This window comes from Gordonia sp. L191, assembly GCF_030077625.1.
Classification (GTDB): Bacteria; Actinomycetota; Actinomycetes; order Mycobacteriales; family Mycobacteriaceae; genus Gordonia; species Gordonia polyisoprenivorans_A.
Map to the genome: position 1 here is coordinate 3,541,755 of NZ_CP125996.1, position 20,535 is coordinate 3,562,289.

The following is a 20,535-nucleotide window of genomic DNA, read 5'->3' on the forward strand; positions in this document are numbered from 1 at the left end:
GACGTCGATTCCCGGATCACCGACCACCGCCGCAGCGGTGACGGCCCGCAGACCCGCAGGTCACCGATCGCTCACGGACGCATCGGTAAGCTGTTCACCGTGACCGGTCCGCGTCCCACCGACCACCATCTACTGCGCGATCTCGGGGCCACTGCGGCCGCGACGACCGCCGCCGCGGGCATCACGTGGGGCGGCTACAACTTGCTGGTGTGGCAGGCACAGAAGGCACGCACCGTCATCCCGCACCGCACCGACAACGCTCCCGACGGTGACGGGATCTATCGCCCCGACGGCAGCGGGCCACATCGGGTGACCCGCGACAACCGTGACGAGATCGAGCTGCATCTCGCGGTGTTCGGGGATTCCACCGCCGCGGGTCTCGGCGCCGACACCGGTGCGCAGACCCCCGGCGCACGGGTGGCCCGTCGAGTGGCCGTCGAGACCGGGCATGTGGTGCGCTACAGCAACAAGGCGATCGTCGGCGCGACGTCGAAGGGCCTGGCTGCGCAGATCGATGCCATGCTGATCGCCGGTGACCGTCCCGACATCGCGGTGATCCTGGTGGGCGCCAACGACGTCACCGCCCGCAACGGGGTCCGCGCCTCGGCGGGCCGGCTCGGGTCGGCGGTGCGCAGATTGCGCGCGATCGACGCCCAGGTGGTGGTCGGCACCTGCCCCGATTTCGGTGTGATCACCGCGATTCCCCAACCGCTGCGCTCGGTGCTGCGGATATGGGGGCTGCGGCTGGCCGCGCGACAGAAGGCAGCGGTCGTCTCGGGGGGCGGGCGGGCGGTCCCGATGGCCGATCTGCTGGCGGAGGACTTCCGCGACGCCCCGGACCGGATGTTCTCCTTCGACCGTTACCACCCGTCGGCCGACGGATATGGGCTCGCCGCCGACATCCTGCTTCCGGAGGTGCTCGCGGCGCTCGGCGAGTGGGGTCCCGAGCCGCTGCCCGAGCCGCCGGAGGTGTCGCCGTCGGTGGACAACAGCAAACTCACCGAGAGGATCCTGCGGATCGCGCGCACGGTGCGCTGAGCGTCACCCCGCTGTCGCTGGTCATTCACCGTCGCTGTCAGGCGGCGCGTCCGTCGGGCAGCAGCAGCGAGACCCCGGCGCCGACGGCGGCGAGACCCGCGGCCCACCAGAACGCGTCGCGGAATCCGGTGCCCGCCCCCATCCCCGCGGTCAGCACCACCGCGAGCAGGGCCGTGCCGAACGATCCGCCCACCTGTTGGAAGGTCCGGTTCAGCATGCTGACGTCGTGCCGTGCCGAGCCCGGCAATCCGATGAACCCGGCCGACATCAGCGGCGACAGCAGGGTCCCGAGACCGAAGCCGCGGACAAGGAGGACCGCCATCAGCCAGACCGTGTTGGTGTGATCACCGGCGAGCGCGAACGGAATCGTCGCCACGGCCACCACCGCGAAGCCGGTGACCGCGACCCAGCGTGCTCCTATCGTGTCGGTGAACCGTCCGGCCAGGCTCCGGGTGGCCAGCGCGCCGACCCCCTGCGGGATGAGTACGAGCGCGGCCTGCAGGACCGAGTCGCCCCTGATCTGCTGAAAGTACAAGGGCATCAAGAACATCGCACCGAAGGACGCGATACCGAAGAAGCACAATCCGAGCGAGGACACACTCACCGAGCGCCGGCGCAGTTCGCCGACGTTGACCAGGGCGACTCCACTCCGACGCAGCGCATGCCAGGTGAAGGCGGCGGTCAACACCGCTCCCGCGGCCACCGGAACGATGACGTCGATCTGTCCGATTCCGTTGTGCGCGTTGGAGAGACCGAGGAGCAACGCCGCCAGCCCTGGCGCGAGCAGCAGCAGTCCGAGCATGTCGAGCGGTGCCGCGGAGCTACGGTCGGCGGGAATACGTCTCGCGAGGACCAGTGCGGCGATGCACAACGGCACGTTGACCAGGAACAGCCAGCGCCAATCGAGCCAATTCAGGATGATCCCGCCGACCACCGGCCCGAGGATCGGCCCGAGCGCCGTCGGCAGACTCACCATCGCCACCAGCCGGCCCAGCGCCACCCCGCCGGAGGCCGCCACCAGTATCGACGTCATCAGCGGCATGATCAGCCCGGCACCGAATCCCTGGATCACCCGAAAGGCGATGAGCGAGTCGATGTTCCATGACGCCGCACACATCACCGATCCGGCGAAGAACAGCACCAGCCCGGCAGTCCATGCTGCGCGGGAGCCGAATCGTGTTGCCGCCCAACCCGCCAGCGGGACCGCCACCGCGAGTGCGAGAAGGTACCCCGTACTCACCCATTGCACGGTGCTCACCGTCGCGTGCAGGTCCCGACTCAACGCGTCGAGCGCGATGGTCACGATCGTGGTGTCCAGGATGGGCGCGACGAGTCCGACGATGACCGCGGTCGCCACCCGCCGGACCTCGCGCGGTACCTCCTGCGTCGGCGCCTGTCCGCCGTTGATCCCTTCGCCGTTCCGCACAGTGGTGGACATGAGCGGGCCTCGTTCCTCGTGGAGTCGTTAAGATACATATATGTATCTATTCCTCGAACGTAGACCGGCGCGATAAGATACGCAAGTGGATCTTGAGGAGCGGGCGAAACCGACCCGTCGGCGTGGGGCGGAACTCGAGGCGGCGATCCTCGACGCCGCGTGGGATCAGTTGTGTGACCGCGGTTACGGCGGCCTGACGTTCGAGGCAGTGGCCGAGCGAGCGGGCACGAGCCGACCGGTGCTCTATCGCCGATGGACCGACCGCGCCGACCTGGTGCGTGCGGTGATCCGACGCCGCGGCGAGCTGGCCGCTCCTGTCCTCGCCGATACCGGGACGCTGCGCGGGGATCTGCTCGCGGCGCTGCGCGACGCCAACCACAACCGGTCGAACTTCCTCGTCGTGCTCAGCGCCGCGCTCGGCGAATTCTATGCCGAGACCGGGGACACGCCACGCGACTTGCGCGCGGTGCTGATCGGCGAACGATACTCGGCTGTCGAGACAATCCTCGAGCGAGCTGTCGCCCGTGGCGAGGTCGACCCGACCCGACTCACCGCGCGAGTGGTTGCCGTGCCGTTCGACCTCTACCGGCACGAGGTGATGATGACGCTCGCACCAGTGGCCGATGAGACCCTTGAGCAAATCGTCGATGAGGTCTTCCTGCCGTTGGTCACGCCTGGCCCGGATAGCCGCCCGCACCCGATGGCGCCTGGTCGGCCGCATCGCGCGGTCCAGTAATCTGGGCCACATGCCTGAAGCAGTGATTGTCGCCCATGCCCGCTCCCCGATCGGCCGCGCCGGGAAGGGGTCCCTGAAGGACATCCGTCCCGACGAACTCTCTCGCCAGATGATCGCCGCCGCTCTGGCGAAGGTTCCCGAACTCGACCCGACCGACATCGAAGACATCCACTGGGGCATCGGCCAGCCCGCCGGACAGGGTGGCTACAACATCGGCCGGGTGCTCGCCGTCGAACTCGGCTACGACCACATCCCCGGTGTCACGGTGAACCGCTACTGCTCGTCGTCGTTGCAGACCACCAGGATGGCGTTGCACGCAATCCGCTCCGGCGAGGGTGACGTCTTCATCTCCGGCGGCGTCGAAAGCGTCTCGAGCTTCGGGATCTCCGGTGGTGCCGACGGCGCCCCGAACTCCAAGAACCCCATCTTCGACGACGCGATCGCCCGCACCGAGAAGACCGCTCAGGGCGGCGCCCCGGCGTGGCACGATCCGCGCGAGGACGGCATCCTGCCCGACGTCTACATCGCGATGGGCCAAACCGCCGAGAACGTCGCGAGCTCCACCGGCATCTCCCGCGAGGATCAGGATCGTTGGGGAGTGCGCAGCCAGAACCTCGCAGAAGATGCCATCAAGGCCGGCTTCTTCGAGCGCGAGATCGATCCGGTCACCCTGCCTGACGGCACCGTGGTCAGCACCGACGACGGCCCGCGCGCCGGCACCACCTACGAGAAGGTCAGCCAGCTCAAGCCGGTGTTCCGACCCGACGGCACCATCACCGCGGGCAACGCCTGCCCGCTCAATGACGGCGCGGCCGCCCTGGTGATCATGAGCGACACCAAGGCTAAGGCGCTCGGGCTCACCCCGTTGGCCCGCGTGGTCGCCACCGCCGCAACCGGACTGTCACCGGAGATCATGGGACTCGGCCCGATCGAGGCGATCCGCAAGGTACTGAAGGTGTCGGGGATGTCGTTGTCCGACATCGACCTGGTCGAGATCAACGAGGCCTTCGCGGTGCAGGTGCTCGGCTCGGCCGACGCCCTCGGCATCGACCACGACAAGCTCAACGTCTCCGGCGGTGCGATCGCCCTCGGCCACCCCTTCGGCATGACCGGCGCCCGCATCACCACCACCCTGCTGAACAACCTGCAGACCCACGACAAGACCTTCGGCATCGAGTCGATGTGCGTCGGTGGCGGTCAGGGCATGGCGATGGTGCTCGAGCGCCTGCGCTGAGCTGATCAGAACAAAGAAGAACCCCGCTCCTTCGGCGAAGGAATGGGGTTCTTCTTTGATGCCTGAGGACTAGTCCGACTGGAAGTAGCTCAGCAGTCGCAGGATCTCGACGTAGAGCCAGACCAGGGTGACCGTCAGGCCCAGGGCCACACCCCAGGCGGCGCGGTCGGGGGCGCCGGCGCGGATGAGGCGGTCAGCGGCATCGAAGTCGACGAGGAAGCTGAACGCGGCCAGCGCGATGCAGATCAGCGAGAAGATGATCGCGATCGGGCCACCGTCACGCAGGATGCCGGCACCGCCGGTGAACAAGCTCATGATCAGGTTGCCGACCATCAGCACGATGACGCCGATGAGCCCGGCGAACAGCATCCGGGTGAACCGCGGGGTCACGCGGATCGCACCGACCTTGTAGACCAGCAACATGCCGAAGAACACACCGAAGGTGCCCAACACGGCCTGCCCGATCAGTGCACCGGCACTGGTGCCGCTGACCATCCAGTTGGCGAAGACGTAGGAGATCGATCCGACGAACAAGCCCTCGAACACCGCATACCCCAGCACGATCGCCGGATTGTCCTGCTTGCGACCGAACGAGGCGATCAGTACCAGGACGAGCCCGACGATGGCACCGATGCCGAACAGCGGCATCGCCAGCGCTTCGTTCGCCGAGACCAGGAAGTAGGCCGCGATCGCCGAGATGGTGAGTACGCCCAGGGTGATGGCGGTCTTGGTGACGACGTCATCGATGGTGAGCTGCCGGGTCGTGGTGGTGGGCTGCTGGGTGTACGGCGGCACCTGCTGGCCGTACTGGTTGTACATGGCTGCCTGACCGGCACCGGCCGCACCGGTGCCGAAGCCCGCATAGCCGCCGGCGGTCTGATTGTCGCGGACCACGCCGCGCATCACCGGATTGCTGCTATCTCGCACCTGGCGCTCCCTATCTGAACGTGAGTGGGTATCTCGTCTGGACAACGGGCGATCACCCGTCAGAGTTCCGACTTTACCTTCTCTTGACCATTCGCGTCAGAAGCCGGGTCCGACAAATCGGTCAGCGGGTGCCCAACTTGGTCAGCAGTCTGCGGACCTCGTCGGACTCTCGGGCTGCGGTCACACCCATCACGGCCCGGCCCAGACACATCGACCGCAGCATCGTCTCAGCACGTTCGAGGTCGTCACCCCAGTTCAGGCTGGGTTTGGAGATCATCAGCGAGGCAATACCATGGGCGGCCGACCACCATTCGAGCACGATGTCGGCAACCTCCTCGGCCTCGAACATCCCAGCCTCGGCGAGTTCGCTCACGGTGCGGGAGAACCGCACAACCGCCGACGTGGCGAGCACCTCGTCGACCCGTGTCGGGGTCTCCTCGGTGACACGGGAAAATGCCTGCCGGTAGAGCACAGGGGTCGACAAGGCGAAACGGATATAGGCCATCCCGAGGCTCAGTGCCCGCTCCAGTGGGTCTGCGACACCGTGCTCGGCGTCGGCCAGCTTCTCATCGAGTTGCCCGAAGTAGTGGGCGCACACGGCGTCGAGAAGTGCGTCCTTGTCGGCGAAGTGCAAATAGATCGATGGCGGCGTCACCCCGACGCGGGTGGCGACGGCACGGATCGACACCGCCGACGCATCTGCCTCGTCGAGGAGCAGGTCGGTGGCGGCGTCGATGATCTCGTCCGCGAGCAGTTCACCCGATCCGCGGGGGGATCGGGTCCGGCGCCTCTGGATGGTCACGTTTCTCCTGAAGGTCCGGTATGGGCTGGTGGTTGGTGGGGTCCTCTGCTGTGGGGTGTTCGTCGGCGTCCCGAGGGTCGGACGGTGCTGCCTCGGTGAGTCCGATGCGATCGTGCAGCGCCCGCAACGGCCGCGGCGCCCACCAGTTGGCGCGGCCGGCAATCCGCATGAACGCCGGTACCAGCAACATGCGAATGACGGTGGCATCCATCAGGACCGCCAGCGTCAGCCCCACGCCGAACATACGCATGAACGACACCTGGGAGGCAGCGATTCCGGCGAACACGATACTCATCAGCAGGGCTGCTGCGGTGATCACGCGACCGGTGCGTGCCAAACCGATGGCGACGGCGTGATCGTTGGCCGCGCGCGTGCGGTCCGAGGCCAGCCACTCCTCACGGATGCGGCCGAGCAGGAACACCTCGTAGTCCATCGACAGCCCGAAGGCGATGCAGAACATCAACACCGGCATGGTGGCCACCAGGAATCCCGTTGCGGTGGTTCCCAGTCCGCCGAGATGGCCCTCCTGGAAAAACCACACCATCGCCCCGAACGTCGCCGACAGCGACAGCACGTTGAGGACCAGCGCCTTCAGCGGCAGGACGACGCTTCCGGTGAACAGGAACAGCAGGATGAACGTGGCGATGGCGATCACACCGAGCACCCACGGCAGATGGGCGTAAATGGAGTCGACGGTGTCGGTGTTGCTGGCTTGTAGCCCGGCGAATTGCGACGTCATGCCCTCCGGGGTGGGCACGGCACGCAGGGCTGCGAGCTCGTCGGCGCCGGCGTCGGTCAGGGGCTCGGCGCTGCCGCTGACCGACAGCAGCCCGGTGGTGGTGCCGTCGGCCGCCGTGTGGAGGTCACCGGGCTGCGGTGGTGCCACTTGCCTGCCGTCGACGAAGGTGCCGGCGGCGCCCGACACCGAACTGATCCCGTCGACACGCGACAGCGTTTGGGCGTACTCGATGCGTGTCCGGTCAGTACCACCGGTGACGACGACGGTCAGTGCGCCCGAGAGGTTCTCGGCGAAGTCGGTGCGCATCTCCTGCGACACCTGGTGCACGGTGGCCGTCTTCGGCAGGACCCGGTCGTCGGGGAAGCCGAAGGCGATCGAGGCGAACGGAGCACCGAGGACCAGCAGCACCAGGATCGCAGCGGCACCCACCGGAACAGCATGCCGCAGAACACCACTGACGAACCGATACCACCAGCCCTGCTCGATCGGGACCGGTGCGGGCGCGTTCCGTCCGAGGAGGCGGCGCAGTGGTCGGCGGGCGTCGAGTGCGTCGATACGCGGGCCGAGCAGCATGAGCATGGCCGGGGTCAGCACCAGTGCGGCGAGTACGGCGACGACGACCACCCCGAGTCCCGCGTAGGCGAACGACCGTAAGAAGTACATCGGGAAGATCGCCAAGGCGCACAACGACAGTGCGACGGTGACGCCGGAGAAGGTGACCGTCCGGCCTGCGGTCTGCATCATCACCGCGATCGCCGATCGCGTGTCCCGGCCGGCGGCGAGTTCTTCACGATATCGGGTCACCAACAGCAGGGTGTAGTCGATCGCCAGCGCCAAACCCATTGCGGTGGTGAGATTCAGCGCGAAGATCGACACGTCGGTCATCGACCCGATGACGCGCAGCATCGCGAAGGTCGCGACGATCGCGACGACGCCGACGAGGATCGGCAGCAGCGCCGCCACCACTCCCCCGAACACGACGATGAGCACGAGGAAGCTGATGGGGATTGCGATGGCCTCGGCGACCGCGAGGTCGCGGGTGGTCTGCGCGTTGACATCGTGGAAGACCATCGCCTGCCCACCGGCCCGGATGGTGATGCCCTCGCGCGTGCCGCTGTAGCGCTGGGCGAGTTCCTCGGCGTAGCGCGGCGCGTCGTTCTCACCGCCGGCCAGGGTCGTGACGATCAGCGCCGACGACTTGTCCTTGCTCAGCAGCGCCGGAGCGAGGTCGGGATTGGTCCAGACCGCCAGGATCGGTTGCTGCACGTGGCCGCTCGAGCCCAGTTCGGAGATGATCTGTTGGCCGGTCGTCTTCGCGGTCGGGTCGGTCGCCATGTCGACTCCCGGCGCGCCGTCGAGCTTGAGAACGAACTGCGGACCACCCCGATCGAAGGTCTTGTCGATGACCGAGGCCGCCTTCGCCGACTCGGAGTTCGGGTCCTCGTAGCCGCCGGCGAGCAGATGACCCGCCGCGGACGCGCCGTAAAGCCCACACCCGACGAGCAGCACGAAGGCCACGGCGAGAACGGCTTTGGGAAATCCGGTCACGAACCGGGTCAAACGATCCAGCATGGCCACTCCAGCCGTGGAAGGTGAGTTACCCCCGTTAAGTTATCGGTAGTAAGTCAACGGGTCAAGGCCGCATCCACCGTATGACGACGATCTTTCGTCAGCACCGCGCAAAGATGCGATCCGCCGACGATGATCCGAGGCGGCCGTGGCATGCTGTTGGCGCGCCCCTATAGCCCAATTGGCAGAGGCAGCGGACTTAAAATCCGCCCAGTGTCGGTTCGAGTCCGACTGGGGGCACCACGGGGTGAGCCTTCTCCTCGGCCATGGGTGCCGGGCAGCACTTCGCGCATGACACCCATGAAGCAGTCGACCCGATATCCGGGTTCCCGCCGTCACCGAGAGAGCAGCCGCAGCCAGATCCGCCGAAACGCCATAACGCACTCCAGCATCATCCGCGAAAGCGGCACACCCGTCGGGAGAATATCGGCACCAAGAGGAATCGATGGGCGTGGCACCGCCACCGAGGGAAATAATATGGCGAATTCTGCAACAGGTTTCCAACCAGTGATCAATCGGCAAAAGCGACAAACCGATCCACAGCGATATCGCAGCAGAACTCGGTTCTGACTTCTCCCAACATTCGGTCCTGGTCTCAACAATTATGCGCTGGTGCGGCCCCTGGGTTGTGCCAGCGAAACGTCGGCAATCAATATCCGGCTCTACCAATAACTGAACACGCGGTTACCGGGAAACAACTTCCTCCCGGTAACCGCGACGTCCACACCCGGTCGCTCAGCTGTCGCAGACCTTCATCCCGCTGGCATTCGCCAGTTGGTTGGCCTTGTCCAGCGATGGATTCTCGAACCGACCCGCCCGACTGCTGACGACGAAGGATATGCCCTGTTCCAGGGCATTCCAGATGTTGTTGACGGCAGCCTGCTCCTCGGGCGACGGCGTCAGGGCGCGCAGCTTCTGGAGCTCGGTGCGATACGTGCTGAGAAAGAGATCCTCAGCTGCTCGGCACCCGAGGGGCCCGCCGGAATACTCGATGCGCTCTGCGACGCCTGCGAATTATCTGCCGCACAGATGGCGTCGGCGGCTCTGATGAAATCCGGTTTGGATAGAGCCATTGCCGCCACCGATGACGTCGCCGAACTGCTGTCGTCCGTAGACGACGAATCGGAACTCGTTCCACATCCGGAAAATAGGACAGTGGCGGCCATCGTGGCGGTGGCAGCAACGAGAGTGGAGCGGCGCATCGAATTTCTCCTCGTCGTGAGCGGACATGAAAGTGTCCGATGAACAGATACCGCACTCATGTTGCCGCTGCCCACCGCTTCTGTATAAAGTCTGCTGACCCCGGATCGGCGATCACGAAATCATCTACATCCAGGGGAATCCGACATCGACGGCCATATCCACGACCGTTCTCCGACACGGCCATACTCAAGGACCGACTAATTCATGAACGTCATCAACCCGGTGCAGAAGAACACGAAGGCCACGGTCAGCTTGGTGCCGGGGATCGTCTCGATCTTCTGTCCCGGCCTGATCACAGGTATTCCGGCGATCATCGTCGTCAGGCGCAGGCCGAATCCCCCGGCGGGCACGGCAAGGCCCAGGCCGGGATCGTGCTGGGCTGGGTCTGCATCGTGCTGAGCATCATCGGGATGATCACCGCCTTCACGAGCCACTGAGTCACCAAGCCCCATGGTCACCACACCCCGGGCCGATCCCGCCGCGCACTGCGCGGCGGGATCGGCTTTCCGGTGGACGAATGCCACCACGGTGGTCAAGGTGGGTGAATCATCCGCACCAGCAGAGGAGACCCGATGTCCACCGCCATCATGCCGAAATCACACGCCGCGGAATTGATCGTCGCCGAACGCATTCGACGCGGCCTGACCTGGGCCGACATCGCCGAGCACATCGACGCACCGCTGGTGTGGACGGTCGCCGCGCTGCTGGGCCAACATCCGGTTCCCGCCGACAAGGCGATCAGGCTGTCTGCCTTCTTGGGACTCGACGACAGGGTCGTGGAAAGTCTCGTGCGCCAACCGACCCGCACCGCCGACGATGCCGCTGCATCGGACCCGACGATCTACCGTTTCCACGAGGCGCTGGCCGTGTACGGTCCGGCGCTCAAGGAACTGATCCACGAAGAGTTCGGCGACGGCATCATGAGCGCCATCAACTTCAAGGTCGACTTCGCTCGCCGGCCCGATCCCGACGGCGACCGCGTGGTGGTCACCTTCGACGGGAAGTTTCTCGACTATCGCTGGTAGCCGTACTCCGGGGACCACTTGTCGCCGGTGCCGGCGTTCGGGTCACCGCCACCCCAGAATCGCCTACACCCTGGGGTGGCGCCGGCACCGCTACGTCTCAGTGGCCACGCCGGCGGATCGCGAAGCGACCACCAATCCCGTTCCGTCGCAGAACCGGAACCCCCGTCTGCACTGCGTACCCCACCATCGCGATCACGGCCAGGGCACACAGGAACATCGGTGGCGGATGCGCCAACTCCCACGCGAAGACGACAGCGAACAACGGTGCTCGTTGGGAGAAACCCAGAAACGCCGCGGCGGCGAGCAAGGAGACCGCGGCGGGATTGACGTCCCAGCCGGTCCAGCGCCCGGCCAGGATTGCGACGGCCGCACCGAACGCGGCGCCGGTGGCCAGCGCCGGGGTGATCAGACCGCCGACCGCACCGGCACGTAGATGGACGGCGGTGAGGACGGGTTTGAGCAGCGCGACGGCCGCCACGGTGAGCAGAGGTCCACCGCCGCTGAGTGATTCGGTGATGATGGACTTGCCGTTGCCGGGTAGTTCGGGAAACCACAGCGCGCTGATGCCGGTCAGCGCACCGGCACCGGTCAGCGCAGGGATCACCAACCATCCCGAGACCGGTTGTCGCTGAACATGGCTCATCAGTCGCGAGAATGCTGCACCCAGAACCATGCTCGCCGCCACGGCGACCGGTGCGACCGCTGCGACCGCCGCGGTGAGATCGGCGCCGGGCCAGACGAATGTCGGCCGGTCGCCGACGACCGGCCACGCCGCGACGACGGCCAGTACCGACGTCAGCGTCGCGGTGAGTACCCCGACCGGGCGCCACGAACGCAGCAGGAGTTGGACGGTGAACAAGGCGCCGGCCAACGGCACGTTGTACACCGCGCCGAGCCCGGCACCGGCCGCCGACGCCAGCAACACCCGGATGTCGGATTCCGACAACGGGATTCGACGGACGACGAGGTCTGCGGCGACGGCCGCGAACTCGCGGGCAGCTCCCTCTCGTCCCAGCGATGCCCCGGTCCCGACCAGCAGGATTTGCAGTGACGAGTCGGCCGCGCGAGGGCCCGTCGCCACCGGCTCACCGCGCTCGATCGCGACGGTCAGTGGGATCAGTTGCCGACGACGTCGCAACCACCACCAGCCGGCGCCGGCGAGTGCTCCCCCGACCACGGGTCCGGCCACGCGACGCCAGGCGGTCGCTGCGCTGATGCCGTCGAGCAGTGTGCCCGACCAGTATCCGAATGTCACATGCTGAATCGCCTTCAGCACCACGGCGGTGGCGCCACCGGCGAGACCGGCCAGCACACCCGCGGCGATCACGCCGAGCACGAACCAGCCGAACCTACGCATCACGCTGTCCATGATGCGGCAGCGTCACTCGGCGAGCCGGGATCACGCTCGGCGATCCACTCGCCGAGGGGTGTCGGCGAGGCACTCGCCAAGGGGTGTACTGACCCTCTGACCTGATGGCCAGTCGCGGAATAGGATTGTCGACCAATCATTGTGACCCCGGACACAACGCGCCTACGTTGACGATCGGCATCGCCGATGAATGCCATTCTCTCCGCGAAGGACACCCCCATGACCGACGTTGCACTTGCCCCACCCGATGTGATCACCACCGCCGATACCGCACCGCCGGCGCCCGTCGGCAATCCGGCGACCATCGGCGTCCCGACCTTCATCGTCGGATCGGTGGCACTCGGGATGGTGCTGATCGGATTCGTCCCGGCGACCGCGGTCGGCGCGTCGATTCCGATCATCTTGGCCGCCACCGGAATCGGACAACTCGTCGCCGCCGTGTGGGCCTTGTCGCTAGCACAGAACGCGGTGGCTGCGGTGTTCGGCATCTTTTCCGGATTCTGGCTCAGCTACGCAGCGCTCGTGCTCGGTCTCGCCCACAACTGGTACGGCGTCGGAGCCGACAACGCCGTGGCCACGCAGGAGGTGTTCCTCACCTCGTGGGTGGTGGTGATCGTGATGCTGACCTTGGCCACCTTGCGCCTTCCGTTCGCGTTCACCCTGCTCTTCGTGCTCATCGACGTCGCACTGATTCTCGTCCTGCTGGCCACCGCGCAGGGCAGTAGCACCATTCAGACAGCCGCAGGTTGGGTGGTGTTCGCCTTCGCCGCGGTCGGCGCCTATCTGTTCTTCGACGCGATGTCGAGTTCCACCGGCGGCTCGGCGCTGCCACTGGGACGTCCATTGCTGTCGTGAGCACTGGTGTCGTGATCCCTGCTGCCGTCGTCTCCTGTGCGCACGACCTCCGGCGTCGACGTCAGCGTCGGCGCCGTGGGGGCACCGCGTAGCAGTGAGGCGACGGCCGCACAGATCGACAACCCGATCGAGGCGACGAAGACGATGACGAGTCCGTCGTAGAACGGTCCGGACAACAGATCAGGGAAGAACTCGTGACCGGTGAGTGCCTGCTGCTGGGCCGTACTCAGGTGACCGAGCACCCCGGTGCCGGCGAGGAGATGTTCAATCGGATTGACGCCCAACAGCGCCGAGAACAGCGAGGCCACCGGAGGCAGATCGGCGACCTCGCCGGCGACCCCGGCGGGCACACCCTGTTGCTGCAATCCCGCCGACATGGTTTCGGGTAGATGCGCGGCGAGGCCCACGATCATCAACGAGAAGAAGACACCGATCGACAGTGCGGTCCCGGAGTTCTGGAAGGTGGCCCGCATTCCGGACGCCACCCCCCGATAGCGGGCGGGAACGCTTCCCATGATCGAGGAGGTGTTGGGTGCGGCGAACATGCCGGTGCCGATTCCGTTCAGCGCGATCAACAACGCAAATGCCCAGTACGGGAAAACGATCGGCAGGAACAATAGACCGACGAAACTCGATCCGAAGAGCACCATGCCGACCGTGGCGAAGCCTCGGGCACCGAACCGGTCCGAAAGCGCACCGGTCAGTGGGCCGGCGACGAAGAACCCGCATGTCAAGGGCAGCATGAAGATTCCTGCCCACAGCGGTGTGTCGAAGAAATCGTAGCCGTGCAGCGGCAGCCAGATGCCCTGCAGCCAGATGATCAACACGAACTGGAGTCCGCCCTGCGCCAGCGACGCACATAGTGCCGCCAGGTTTCCGGCGGTGAAAGCCCGAATCCGGAAGAGCGTCAGCTCGATCATCGGTTCGGCCACCCGACTCTCGATGAGACCGAAAGCGATCAACGACACCACACCCCCGACCAGCAGCGCGACCACGACCGGATTCTCCCAGCCCATGGTGTGACCGCGGTAGGGCTGCAGTCCGATGGTGATGGCGATGAGTATCGCCGACAGGCCGAACGCGAACGTCCCGTTGCCCCACCAATCGATCCGCCCCGGATGGCGTTCGCCGTTGTCGCGGAGTTTCCGGTAGGCCCATACCGTGAAGAAGACGCCGACCGGGACATTCACCCAGAACACCGCCCGCCAATCCCACGCGGCCAGCAGACCACCGAGGACCAGTCCGCTCAACTGTCCGGCCAGCGCGGCAACCTGATTGAGCCCCAACGCGAATCCCCGGCGATCTGGCGCGAACGCATCCGTGAGGATGGCAGCCGAATTGCCGGTGAGCATCGATCCGCCGAGCGCCTGCAGCAACCGCCACGCGATCAGCCAGATCGCCGCGCCGGACGCGTGAAAAGGGTCGAACGACAACAGGATCGACGCGACGGTGAAGACCGCGAATCCCGCGTTGTAGATCCGCACGCGACCGAACATGTCTCCGAGCCGGCCCAGGGTCGTGACAGCCACCGCCTGCACCAGGCGGTAGCCCATGATCATCCAGAGCAGAAAACCGATGTTTTGTGACGCCAACGGGTCCAGTCCGATACCGCGGAAGATGGCGGGCAGCGAGATGATGACGATCGACCCGTCGAGCGCCGACATGAACACCGCGGCAGTCGTGTTCGACAGCGCCACCCACCGGTAGCCGGGGTCGTCGGTGACCGTCCGCTCGTCCGTCGGCGCGCTCACAGGGCCTCGGCCACCCGGTCGAGCAACGGCAAAGCTGCGGCGACGACCCGGATCTCGTCGGCGTCAAGGACCGAGGTCATCGCGGTCGCGATGGCCTGGGTGCGATGATTGCGCCGATCACCGAGCACCGCACGGCCTTTGGCGGTCAGTCGCAGCACCGCACGCCGACCGTCGGCGGGGTCGGGAGCCTTGGCGACGAGTCCCCCGGAGAGCAACGACGAGATCGTGACCCCCATCGACTGCGGCGTGATCTGTTCGCGGCGGGCGAGTTCGGCCGCGGTGCTCTCGCCGTCGCGGTCCAGACGTGCCAGCACGGTCGTCTCCGGGACACTCGGATCGTCGGGATTGCGATGGGCCCGGAGCCGACGCAACAGCACACCGAGCGTGAGCCGCAGTCCTGCCGCGACGTCGAGGATGTCGTCATCGGTCATGATCGACAGCCTAAACTTATCAGTTTTGGTTGATCAAATAGCTCGTATCGCGCGAACGGCGCATTTCCAACAGCATCCGATCCCGGGGCGTCGAAACCTCAGTGCACCTGCTCCAGGAGCCGCAGCCATACCTCGCTGACCGTCGGATACGACGGCACCGCATGCCAGAGCTGTTGCAGCCGAACCCTTCCCACGACCGCCACGGTTGCCGAATGCAGCAGTTCGGCGACCTCGGGGCCGACGAAGGTGACCCCGACGATCAGATCGCGGGACCGGTCGATCACGAGTTGTGCGTGACCGCGGTAGTTGTCGCGTTCGAGTGAGGATCCGGCGACCGCGATGTCGAGCGCCGAGATCTGCACATCGATGCCCGCGTCGCGCGCGGCGCGTTCGGTGAGTCCGACGCTGCCGACCTGCGGGCGGGTGAAGACCACCTGGGGCACGGCGCCGTGATCGGCCAGGGCGCGATAACGGGGGTCCACGAGATCGGTGCCGTCGGCGCGGGCCGCGATCACCTCACCAGCCACCCTGGCCTGGTACTTGCCCATGTGGGTCAGTGGTGCACGCGAATTCACGTCGCCGACAGCATAGAGCCATGAATGCTCGCCGACGGTGAGATGATCGTCGACGTCGAGCGGTCGGTGCGGATCGATGCCGAGGACCTCGAGACCGAGGTCGGTGGTCGCGGGTGTGCGACCGGCGGCGACGATGATCTCGTCCACGTCGATCTCGTCGGTCACCGCGCCGTCGCGCCCGGCGATGCGCGCCCGGACCGGCCCACCGTGGCGCCGACCGTATCCGGTGTCACGGGCATCGTCCCTACCCACCTCGGCGAGCGTGGCGCGCAAGCGCACGTCGACGCCGCGCTCGGACAGCGCGTCAGCAACCCGTTGTCCGGCAAAGGGTTCGGCATTCGCCAGGAGGCGATCCCCGCGGACCACCAGCGTGACCGCGGAGCCGAGATCGGTGAGCCAGGTCGCTGCCTCGCACGCCACCACGCCGCCGCCGAGGATCAACACCCGGCGCGGTACGTCGAGCATGTTGGTGGCGTCGCGGGAAGTCCAGGGCAGTGCGTCGGCCAGGCCCGGGATCGGCGGGATGGTGGCGGTACTGCCGGTCGCCAGGACCACCGCCTGGCGCGCGTGCAGCCGCCGGGTGCCCTCGGCGCCGCTCACCTCGACCTCCCGCTCGCCGACCAGCCGCGCGCGTGCACGGATGACGTCGATGCCGGCCGATCGCGCCCACTGCACCTGGGAGGCGTCGTCGCGGTGGGAGGTGAAGTCGTCACGCCAGGCGAGCAGCGCGCCGCGGTCCGGGCCCACCGACGCCAGCGACGGACGAGCACCGGGAAGACCGGCCGCCCCGTCCAGGGCGGCACCCGCCCCGAGCAATGCCTTACTCGGCATACATGCCCAGTACGAGCACTCCCCGCCGACGAGTTCGTGGTCGATGATCGCGGCGGTGCGGTCGCTTCCGCGGATCGCGTAATCGGCCGCATTTTCCCCGGCCGGTCCGCCGCCGATCACCAGAACGTCATAGGTCGCTGTCGTGGACATCCCTCCACCGTAGGCGCGTCGGGATCCGCAACTCGACAACTCCGGCAATCCCGGCAACACTCCTCCGCGAGCACCTCGAGGCGCTAGGGTGCTGAGGGATTCGCGGGCATCACAGCGGATTCACCCGCCGTTGGTGTGGGTCGGATACCGTCCGCGGGTCATGGCGGGGCACAGCCTGCCCCGTGGGACTCGACGAGGAGATGTGGGTTCATCGATGTTTGCAGGACTGGGTCGGCGTGAATTCCTGAGGCGTGTCGCCGCGACCGGTGGCGGCGCGTTGCTCACCTCGTGGGCCGCACCGATCATCGACAAGGCCTACGCATCGGCCGATCCCGGCGGGACCGGATCACTCGCCGACATCGAGCACATCGTGCTCTTCATGCAGGAGAACCGCTCGTTCGACCACTACTTCGGAACCTATTCCGGCGTAAGGGGTTTCGGTGAGGAATCCACCAAGTGGAAGCAGTACGGATGGGCACCGGGCAAGGGCCCGACGCCCAGCGGCTACACCATGCCGTTCCGGCTGGACACGACCGCGGGGCCCAACCTCGACGGCGAGTGCATCAACGACCCCGACCATTCGTGGGCCGGCCTGCACCAGGCCTGGAACGGCGGCCGCAACGACGGCTGGCTCCCGATGTCGATCAAGTCGGTCGGCCCCGACAACGCCCCGGCACTGATGGGCTACTACGAACGTGAGGACATCCCGGTCCACCGCTCGCTCGCCGAGGCCTTCACCCTGTGCGACGGCTACCACTGCTCGGTACTCGGACCCACCGACCCCAATCGCCTGTACTGGATGAGTGCAACCCTCGATCCGGAGGGCCGCCACGGCGGGCCGCTCCTCGAAACCCCCACGCTCATCCCCAAGTTCGTCTACTCGTGGCGAACCATGCCGGAGAACCTCCAAGAGGCCGGGGTGAGCTGGAAGATCTACAACAACAAGGACTTCGGGCCGGTCTCGTCGGTGATCCTCGACGGCATGATGGGCTGCTTCAAGCAGGCCCAAGACCCGAATTCCGAACTCGCCAAGCGCGGTATCGCCCCCACCTATCCCAACGACTTCGCCGCAGACGTCAAGGCCAACCGCCTGCCGAAGGTCTCCTGGGTGATCCCACCGGCGATGGAATGCGAGCATCCGGCATTGCCCGCCGCCCTCGGCGCCGTCGGCATCGTGCAACTCCTCGACATCCTCACCTCCAATCCGGCGGTGTGGGAAAAGACCGCCCTGATCATCAGTTACGACGAGAACGGCGGCTTCTTCGATCACGTCACACCGCCGACCGCGCCTCCGGGCACCCCCGGCGAATACGTCAGCGTCGGCGATCTCAACCGGTTCCCGGCCGCCAAGGGCATCCGCGGCCCCATCGGCCTCGGCTATCGCGTGCCCTGCTTCGTGATCTCGCCCTACAGCCGTGGCGGACTCGTGGCCTCGGAGACCTTCGACCACACCTCGCAGCTGCGGCTGATCGAGAAGCGGTTCGGCGTCGACGTGCCCAACCTGACGGCGTGGCGCCGTTCGACTGTCGGCGACATGACCTCGGCCTTCGACTTCGGTAGTCGGCCGAATTCCGCGCGGCCGCACTTCGGCGACCCCAATCCCGACGCGCAGAACGCACTGCTGCAATGCGGTCCCAACATCGCGGCGGGTACCGCCGGGCACGGCCGGCCCTACCCGGTCCCGCCGAATTCGATGCCGCGCCAACAACCGGGAACCCGACGGGCACCGACCGGGTGACCGGCGCCGCGGGACCACCGTGATGTACTCGGATCATGATCGGTACGCGTGATCAGGGCCGCTTTCCGCAGGTGCTCGCAATGAGTAATGGCGCCGTCGCCGGGCTCACCATCGGCATCTCGGTGTATGCCGCTGCGATCCTCATCGCCGTCGGCCTCGGCATCAGCGCCGCACGTCAGGGCCGTCGCCGCACGGCCATCGCGTGCGCGGTCGTCGTCGGTGTCCTCACCGTCGCCGGGGTGATCGTCGCCGTCGCGAGCAGCGTCGCCTGAGACGCGTGGGACCGGAGGTGACTCGCGCCACGATTCGCCCATTCTCGCCGTAACCGTGTAGCGTTGCTCAACGAATGACCCGCCCAGCGCGGAGTCAGACGTCGTAGAACGACTGTTTTCGGCGGTCCCACCCGGGCCCACTGGCCTGCCGGTCGGAGAGAACCGCCTCGATCACTCCACTTCATACGGCGAACGAATGCGCGGACCCGCGCGTTCGCCATCCATCTCGCGATGTGGGTGATCCCTGCGCCGTGAGACTGCCCGAAAGGCACCACACGTATGACGACATTCGCATCCCTCGGTGTACCCACCGCACTCGTCGAGGTACTCGCCGCCGACGGCAAGACCGAGGCATTTCCCATCCAGGCCGACACCCTGACCGACACCCTCGACGGTGCCGACGTCCTCGGCCGTGGCCGTACCGGCTCCGGCAAGACCCTGGCCTTCTCCATCCCGCTGGTCGCCGGACTGGCCGAGATGGAGGTCACCCGCACCCCGGGCGCACCGACCGGACTGGTTCTTGCCCCCACCCGTGAGCTGGCCACCCAGATCGCCACGGCCATCGAGCCCCTCGCCGCGGCGCTGAGCCTGCGCGTCACCACCATCTTCGGCGGCGTCAGCCAGAAGCGTCAGGAAGACGCGATGCGCCGCGGCGCCGACATCGTCGTCGCCTGCCCCGGTCGTCTGGAAGACCTTGTGCAGCAACGCATCGTGCGTTTGGACAACGTAGAGATCACCGTGCTCGACGAGGCCGATCACATGGCCGATCTCGGCTTCCTGCCCGCCGTCACCCGCATCCTCGCGGCCACCCCCGCCGACGGACAGCGGATGCTGTTCTCGGCCACCCTCGACAACGGCGTCGACAAACTCGTCAAGCGGTTCCTGAACCAGCCGGTGATGCACTCGGTCGACGATTCCTCCTCGCCCGTCGAGCAGATGACCCACCACGTCTTCGAGGTGTCGGGCGCCGGCGAGAAGACCGCATTGATCAACACCCTCGCTTCCGGCACCGGCCGACGAATCCTGTTCACCCGGACCAAGCACCAGGCCAAGAAGCTCGCCAAGAAGCTGACCGCCGACGGCATCCCCGCGGTGGATCTGCACGGCAACCTGTCGCAGGCCCAGCGCGACCGCAGTCTCGCGGCCTTCGGCAACGGCTCGGTCCGCGTGCTCGTCGCCACCGACGTCGCCGCACGCGGCGTGCACGTCGACGGCATCGAGCTGGTCGTGCACGTCGATCCGCCGGCCGAGCACAAGGCCTACCTGCACCGCTCGGGTCGTACCGCGCGTGCCGGCAACGCCGGTGACGTCGTCACCGTGTGCCTGCCCGAGCAGCGCCGGGACCTGCGGTCGCTGCTGCACAAGGCGAAGATCCAGGTGACCCCGCAGCGTGTGGACGCCGGCTCCGAGGCCGTCGTCACCCTCGTCGGCGAGCGGGCCGCCCATGTCACGCCCGCCCCCGAGCAGCCCGCGCCGCAGCGGCAGGCGCGCGGACCGCGTCGATCCGGCGGCCAGTCCGGCGGACGCAACCGCGGTGGCGCCCGCGCCGGCGGTCGCGACAGTGGCGGCCGCGCGCGCAGCGAGCAGTCCGGTGGACAGAGTTCACGGTCGCGCTCGGGCAGCGTTCACCGGTCGGCGACCGGCCACCCGGAGTCGAGCAGCTCTCGCACCGGAACCGCCGCACGGTCGGGCGGGGCCCGCGGCCACGACGGTCAGAGCAGCTCGCGGCGTGGCAACGGCCGCAACGGCAACGGCCAGGTCGGACGTCGACACACCTCCTCGTCGGCTCGCTGACACCTCTCGCGTGACCCGCATCACCCGCGGGTCGCGGTGAGACGAGCCCCTCAAAATT

The 20,535-nt window shown here is 66.9% G+C and carries 18 protein-coding genes and 1 tRNA gene; 10 read left to right on the forward strand and 9 right to left on the reverse strand.

Features of this window, described 5'->3' with window-relative positions; genetic code table 11:
- Positions 1–99 precede the first annotated feature (99 nt).
- Positions 100–1,038, forward strand: a complete 939-nt coding sequence (locus QNM97_RS16025; RefSeq protein ID WP_283823224.1) for an SGNH/GDSL hydrolase family protein — start codon at positions 100–102, stop codon at positions 1,036–1,038.
- Positions 1,039–1,075: 37 nt separating this feature from the next.
- Here the strand turns inward: QNM97_RS16025 and QNM97_RS16030 are convergent, their stop codons facing one another.
- The gene (locus QNM97_RS16030) at positions 1,076–2,476 is read right to left on the reverse strand and encodes an MDR family MFS transporter (protein ID WP_283819345.1); all 1,401 of its coding nucleotides are present in this window, start codon (positions 2,474–2,476) and stop codon (positions 1,076–1,078) included.
- An 85-nt stretch (positions 2,477–2,561) separates the two neighbouring features.
- Between QNM97_RS16030 and QNM97_RS16035 the strand changes: the two genes are divergently transcribed.
- Positions 2,562–3,212 (forward strand): TetR/AcrR family transcriptional regulator, encoded by a 651-nt coding sequence (locus QNM97_RS16035; RefSeq protein ID WP_283819346.1) that lies wholly within the window; start codon positions 2,562–2,564, stop codon positions 3,210–3,212.
- Positions 3,213–3,222: 10 nt separating this feature from the next.
- Positions 3,223–4,446 carry an acetyl-CoA C-acetyltransferase gene (locus QNM97_RS16040; protein ID WP_283819347.1) on the forward strand — a complete coding sequence of 408 codons (1,224 nt, stop codon included), beginning with the start codon at positions 3,223–3,225 and terminating at the stop codon, positions 4,444–4,446.
- A 69-nt stretch (positions 4,447–4,515) separates the two neighbouring features.
- On the opposite strand, the gene QNM97_RS16045 is transcribed toward QNM97_RS16040, so the two are convergent.
- The 3 genes from QNM97_RS16045 to QNM97_RS16055 form a co-directional block, all read right to left on the reverse strand.
- The gene (locus tag QNM97_RS16045; protein WP_014359401.1) at positions 4,516–5,373 is read right to left on the reverse strand and encodes a Bax inhibitor-1/YccA family protein; all 858 of its coding nucleotides are present in this window, start codon (positions 5,371–5,373) and stop codon (positions 4,516–4,518) included.
- A 121-nt stretch (positions 5,374–5,494) separates the two neighbouring features.
- Positions 5,495–6,175, reverse strand: coding sequence for a TetR/AcrR family transcriptional regulator (locus QNM97_RS16050; protein WP_283819348.1), 681 nt, complete (start codon positions 6,173–6,175; stop codon positions 5,495–5,497).
- Complete coding sequence (locus QNM97_RS16055; RefSeq protein ID WP_283819349.1) at positions 6,129–8,486, reverse strand: MMPL family transporter; 2,358 nt, start codon at positions 8,484–8,486, stop codon at positions 6,129–6,131. Before QNM97_RS16055 ends, QNM97_RS16050 begins: the two co-directional genes overlap by 47 nt.
- Positions 8,487–8,649: 163 nt before the next feature.
- Between QNM97_RS16055 and QNM97_RS16060 the strand changes: the two genes are divergently transcribed.
- Together QNM97_RS16060 and QNM97_RS16065 are read left to right on the forward strand one after the other, a co-directional pair.
- Positions 8,650–8,726 (forward strand) — tRNA-Leu (locus tag QNM97_RS16060).
- Positions 8,727–9,257: 531 nt separating this feature from the next.
- Positions 9,258–9,728, forward strand: a complete 471-nt coding sequence (locus QNM97_RS16065; protein ID WP_283819350.1) for a hypothetical protein — start codon at positions 9,258–9,260, stop codon at positions 9,726–9,728.
- Between the two features lie 155 nt (positions 9,729–9,883).
- Here the strand turns inward: QNM97_RS16065 and QNM97_RS16070 are convergent, their stop codons facing one another.
- Positions 9,884–10,138, reverse strand: coding sequence for a hypothetical protein (locus QNM97_RS16070; RefSeq protein ID WP_283819351.1), 255 nt, complete (start codon positions 10,136–10,138; stop codon positions 9,884–9,886).
- Positions 10,139–10,258: 120 nt separating this feature from the next.
- On the opposite strand from QNM97_RS16070, the gene cynS reads away from it, so the two are divergent.
- Entirely contained in the window at positions 10,259–10,711 is a 453-nt protein-coding gene (gene cynS / locus QNM97_RS16075) for a cyanase (RefSeq protein WP_283819352.1), read from the forward strand.
- 97 nt (positions 10,712–10,808) lie between these two features.
- On the opposite strand, the gene QNM97_RS16080 is transcribed toward cynS, so the two are convergent.
- Positions 10,809–12,068 (reverse strand): chloride channel protein, encoded by a 1,260-nt coding sequence (locus tag QNM97_RS16080; protein ID WP_283823225.1) that lies wholly within the window; start codon positions 12,066–12,068, stop codon positions 10,809–10,811.
- Between the two features lie 231 nt (positions 12,069–12,299).
- Here QNM97_RS16080 and QNM97_RS16085 point away from each other — a divergent pair, with 231 nt between their 5' ends.
- Positions 12,300–12,935, forward strand: coding sequence for a GPR1/FUN34/YaaH family transporter (locus tag QNM97_RS16085; RefSeq protein ID WP_283819353.1), 636 nt, complete (start codon positions 12,300–12,302; stop codon positions 12,933–12,935).
- Here QNM97_RS16085 and QNM97_RS16090 read toward each other — a convergent pair.
- The 3 genes from QNM97_RS16090 to QNM97_RS16100 all read right to left on the reverse strand — a co-directional run bounded on the left by QNM97_RS16090 (position 12,860) and on the right by QNM97_RS16100 (position 16,673).
- On the reverse strand, positions 12,860–14,686 hold the full coding sequence (locus QNM97_RS16090; protein ID WP_283819354.1) for an MFS transporter: 1,827 nt from the start codon (positions 14,684–14,686) through the stop codon (positions 12,860–12,862). The genes QNM97_RS16085 and QNM97_RS16090 overlap by 76 nt on opposite strands.
- Entirely contained in the window at positions 14,683–15,117 is a 435-nt protein-coding gene (locus QNM97_RS16095) for a MarR family winged helix-turn-helix transcriptional regulator (RefSeq protein WP_006373008.1), read from the reverse strand. Before QNM97_RS16095 ends, QNM97_RS16090 begins: the two co-directional genes overlap by 4 nt.
- Before the next feature lie 98 nt (positions 15,118–15,215).
- On the reverse strand, positions 15,216–16,673 hold the full coding sequence (locus QNM97_RS16100; protein ID WP_283819355.1) for a dihydrolipoyl dehydrogenase family protein: 1,458 nt from the start codon (positions 16,671–16,673) through the stop codon (positions 15,216–15,218).
- A 214-nt stretch (positions 16,674–16,887) separates the two neighbouring features.
- On the opposite strand from QNM97_RS16100, the gene QNM97_RS16105 reads away from it, so the two are divergent.
- From QNM97_RS16105 to QNM97_RS16115, 3 genes are all read left to right on the forward strand, one after another.
- Complete coding sequence (locus QNM97_RS16105) at positions 16,888–18,411, forward strand: alkaline phosphatase family protein (protein ID WP_283819356.1); 1,524 nt, start codon at positions 16,888–16,890, stop codon at positions 18,409–18,411.
- A gap of 35 nt (positions 18,412–18,446) precedes the next feature.
- Entirely contained in the window at positions 18,447–18,683 is a 237-nt protein-coding gene (locus tag QNM97_RS16110) for a hypothetical protein (protein ID WP_283819357.1), read from the forward strand.
- Positions 18,684–18,962: 279 nt separating this feature from the next.
- Complete coding sequence (locus QNM97_RS16115; RefSeq protein WP_283819358.1) at positions 18,963–20,477, forward strand: DEAD/DEAH box helicase; 1,515 nt, start codon at positions 18,963–18,965, stop codon at positions 20,475–20,477.
- Positions 20,478–20,535: the final 58 nt, after the last annotated feature.

Bases quoted from the DNA above. Each gene is read 5' to 3' on its own strand.
- QNM97_RS16030 (WP_283819345.1), bottom strand. From the start codon at position 2,476: ATGTCCACCACTGTGCGGAACGGCGAAGGGATCAACGGCGGACAGGCG.
- QNM97_RS16040 (WP_283819347.1), top strand. From the start codon at position 3,223: ATGCCTGAAGCAGTGATTGTCGCCCATGCCCGCTCCCCGATCGGCCGC.
- QNM97_RS16055 (WP_283819349.1), bottom strand. From the start codon at position 8,486: ATGCTGGATCGTTTGACCCGGTTCGTGACCGGATTTCCCAAAGCCGTT.
- QNM97_RS16070 (WP_283819351.1), bottom strand. From the start codon at position 10,138: ATGGGGCTTGGTGACTCAGTGGCTCGTGAAGGCGGTGATCATCCCGAT.
- cynS (WP_283819352.1), top strand. From the start codon at position 10,259: ATGTCCACCGCCATCATGCCGAAATCACACGCCGCGGAATTGATCGTC.
- QNM97_RS16080 (WP_283823225.1), bottom strand. From the start codon at position 12,068: ATGCGTAGGTTCGGCTGGTTCGTGCTCGGCGTGATCGCCGCGGGTGTG.
- QNM97_RS16085 (WP_283819353.1), top strand. From the start codon at position 12,300: ATGACCGACGTTGCACTTGCCCCACCCGATGTGATCACCACCGCCGAT.
- QNM97_RS16095 (WP_006373008.1), bottom strand. From the start codon at position 15,117: ATGACCGATGACGACATCCTCGACGTCGCGGCAGGACTGCGGCTCACG.
- QNM97_RS16100 (WP_283819355.1), bottom strand. From the start codon at position 16,673: ATGTCCACGACAGCGACCTATGACGTTCTGGTGATCGGCGGCGGACCG.
- QNM97_RS16105 (WP_283819356.1), top strand. From the start codon at position 16,888: ATGTTTGCAGGACTGGGTCGGCGTGAATTCCTGAGGCGTGTCGCCGCG.
- QNM97_RS16110 (WP_283819357.1), top strand. From the start codon at position 18,447: ATGATCGGTACGCGTGATCAGGGCCGCTTTCCGCAGGTGCTCGCAATG.
- QNM97_RS16115 (WP_283819358.1), top strand. From the start codon at position 18,963: ATGACGACATTCGCATCCCTCGGTGTACCCACCGCACTCGTCGAGGTA.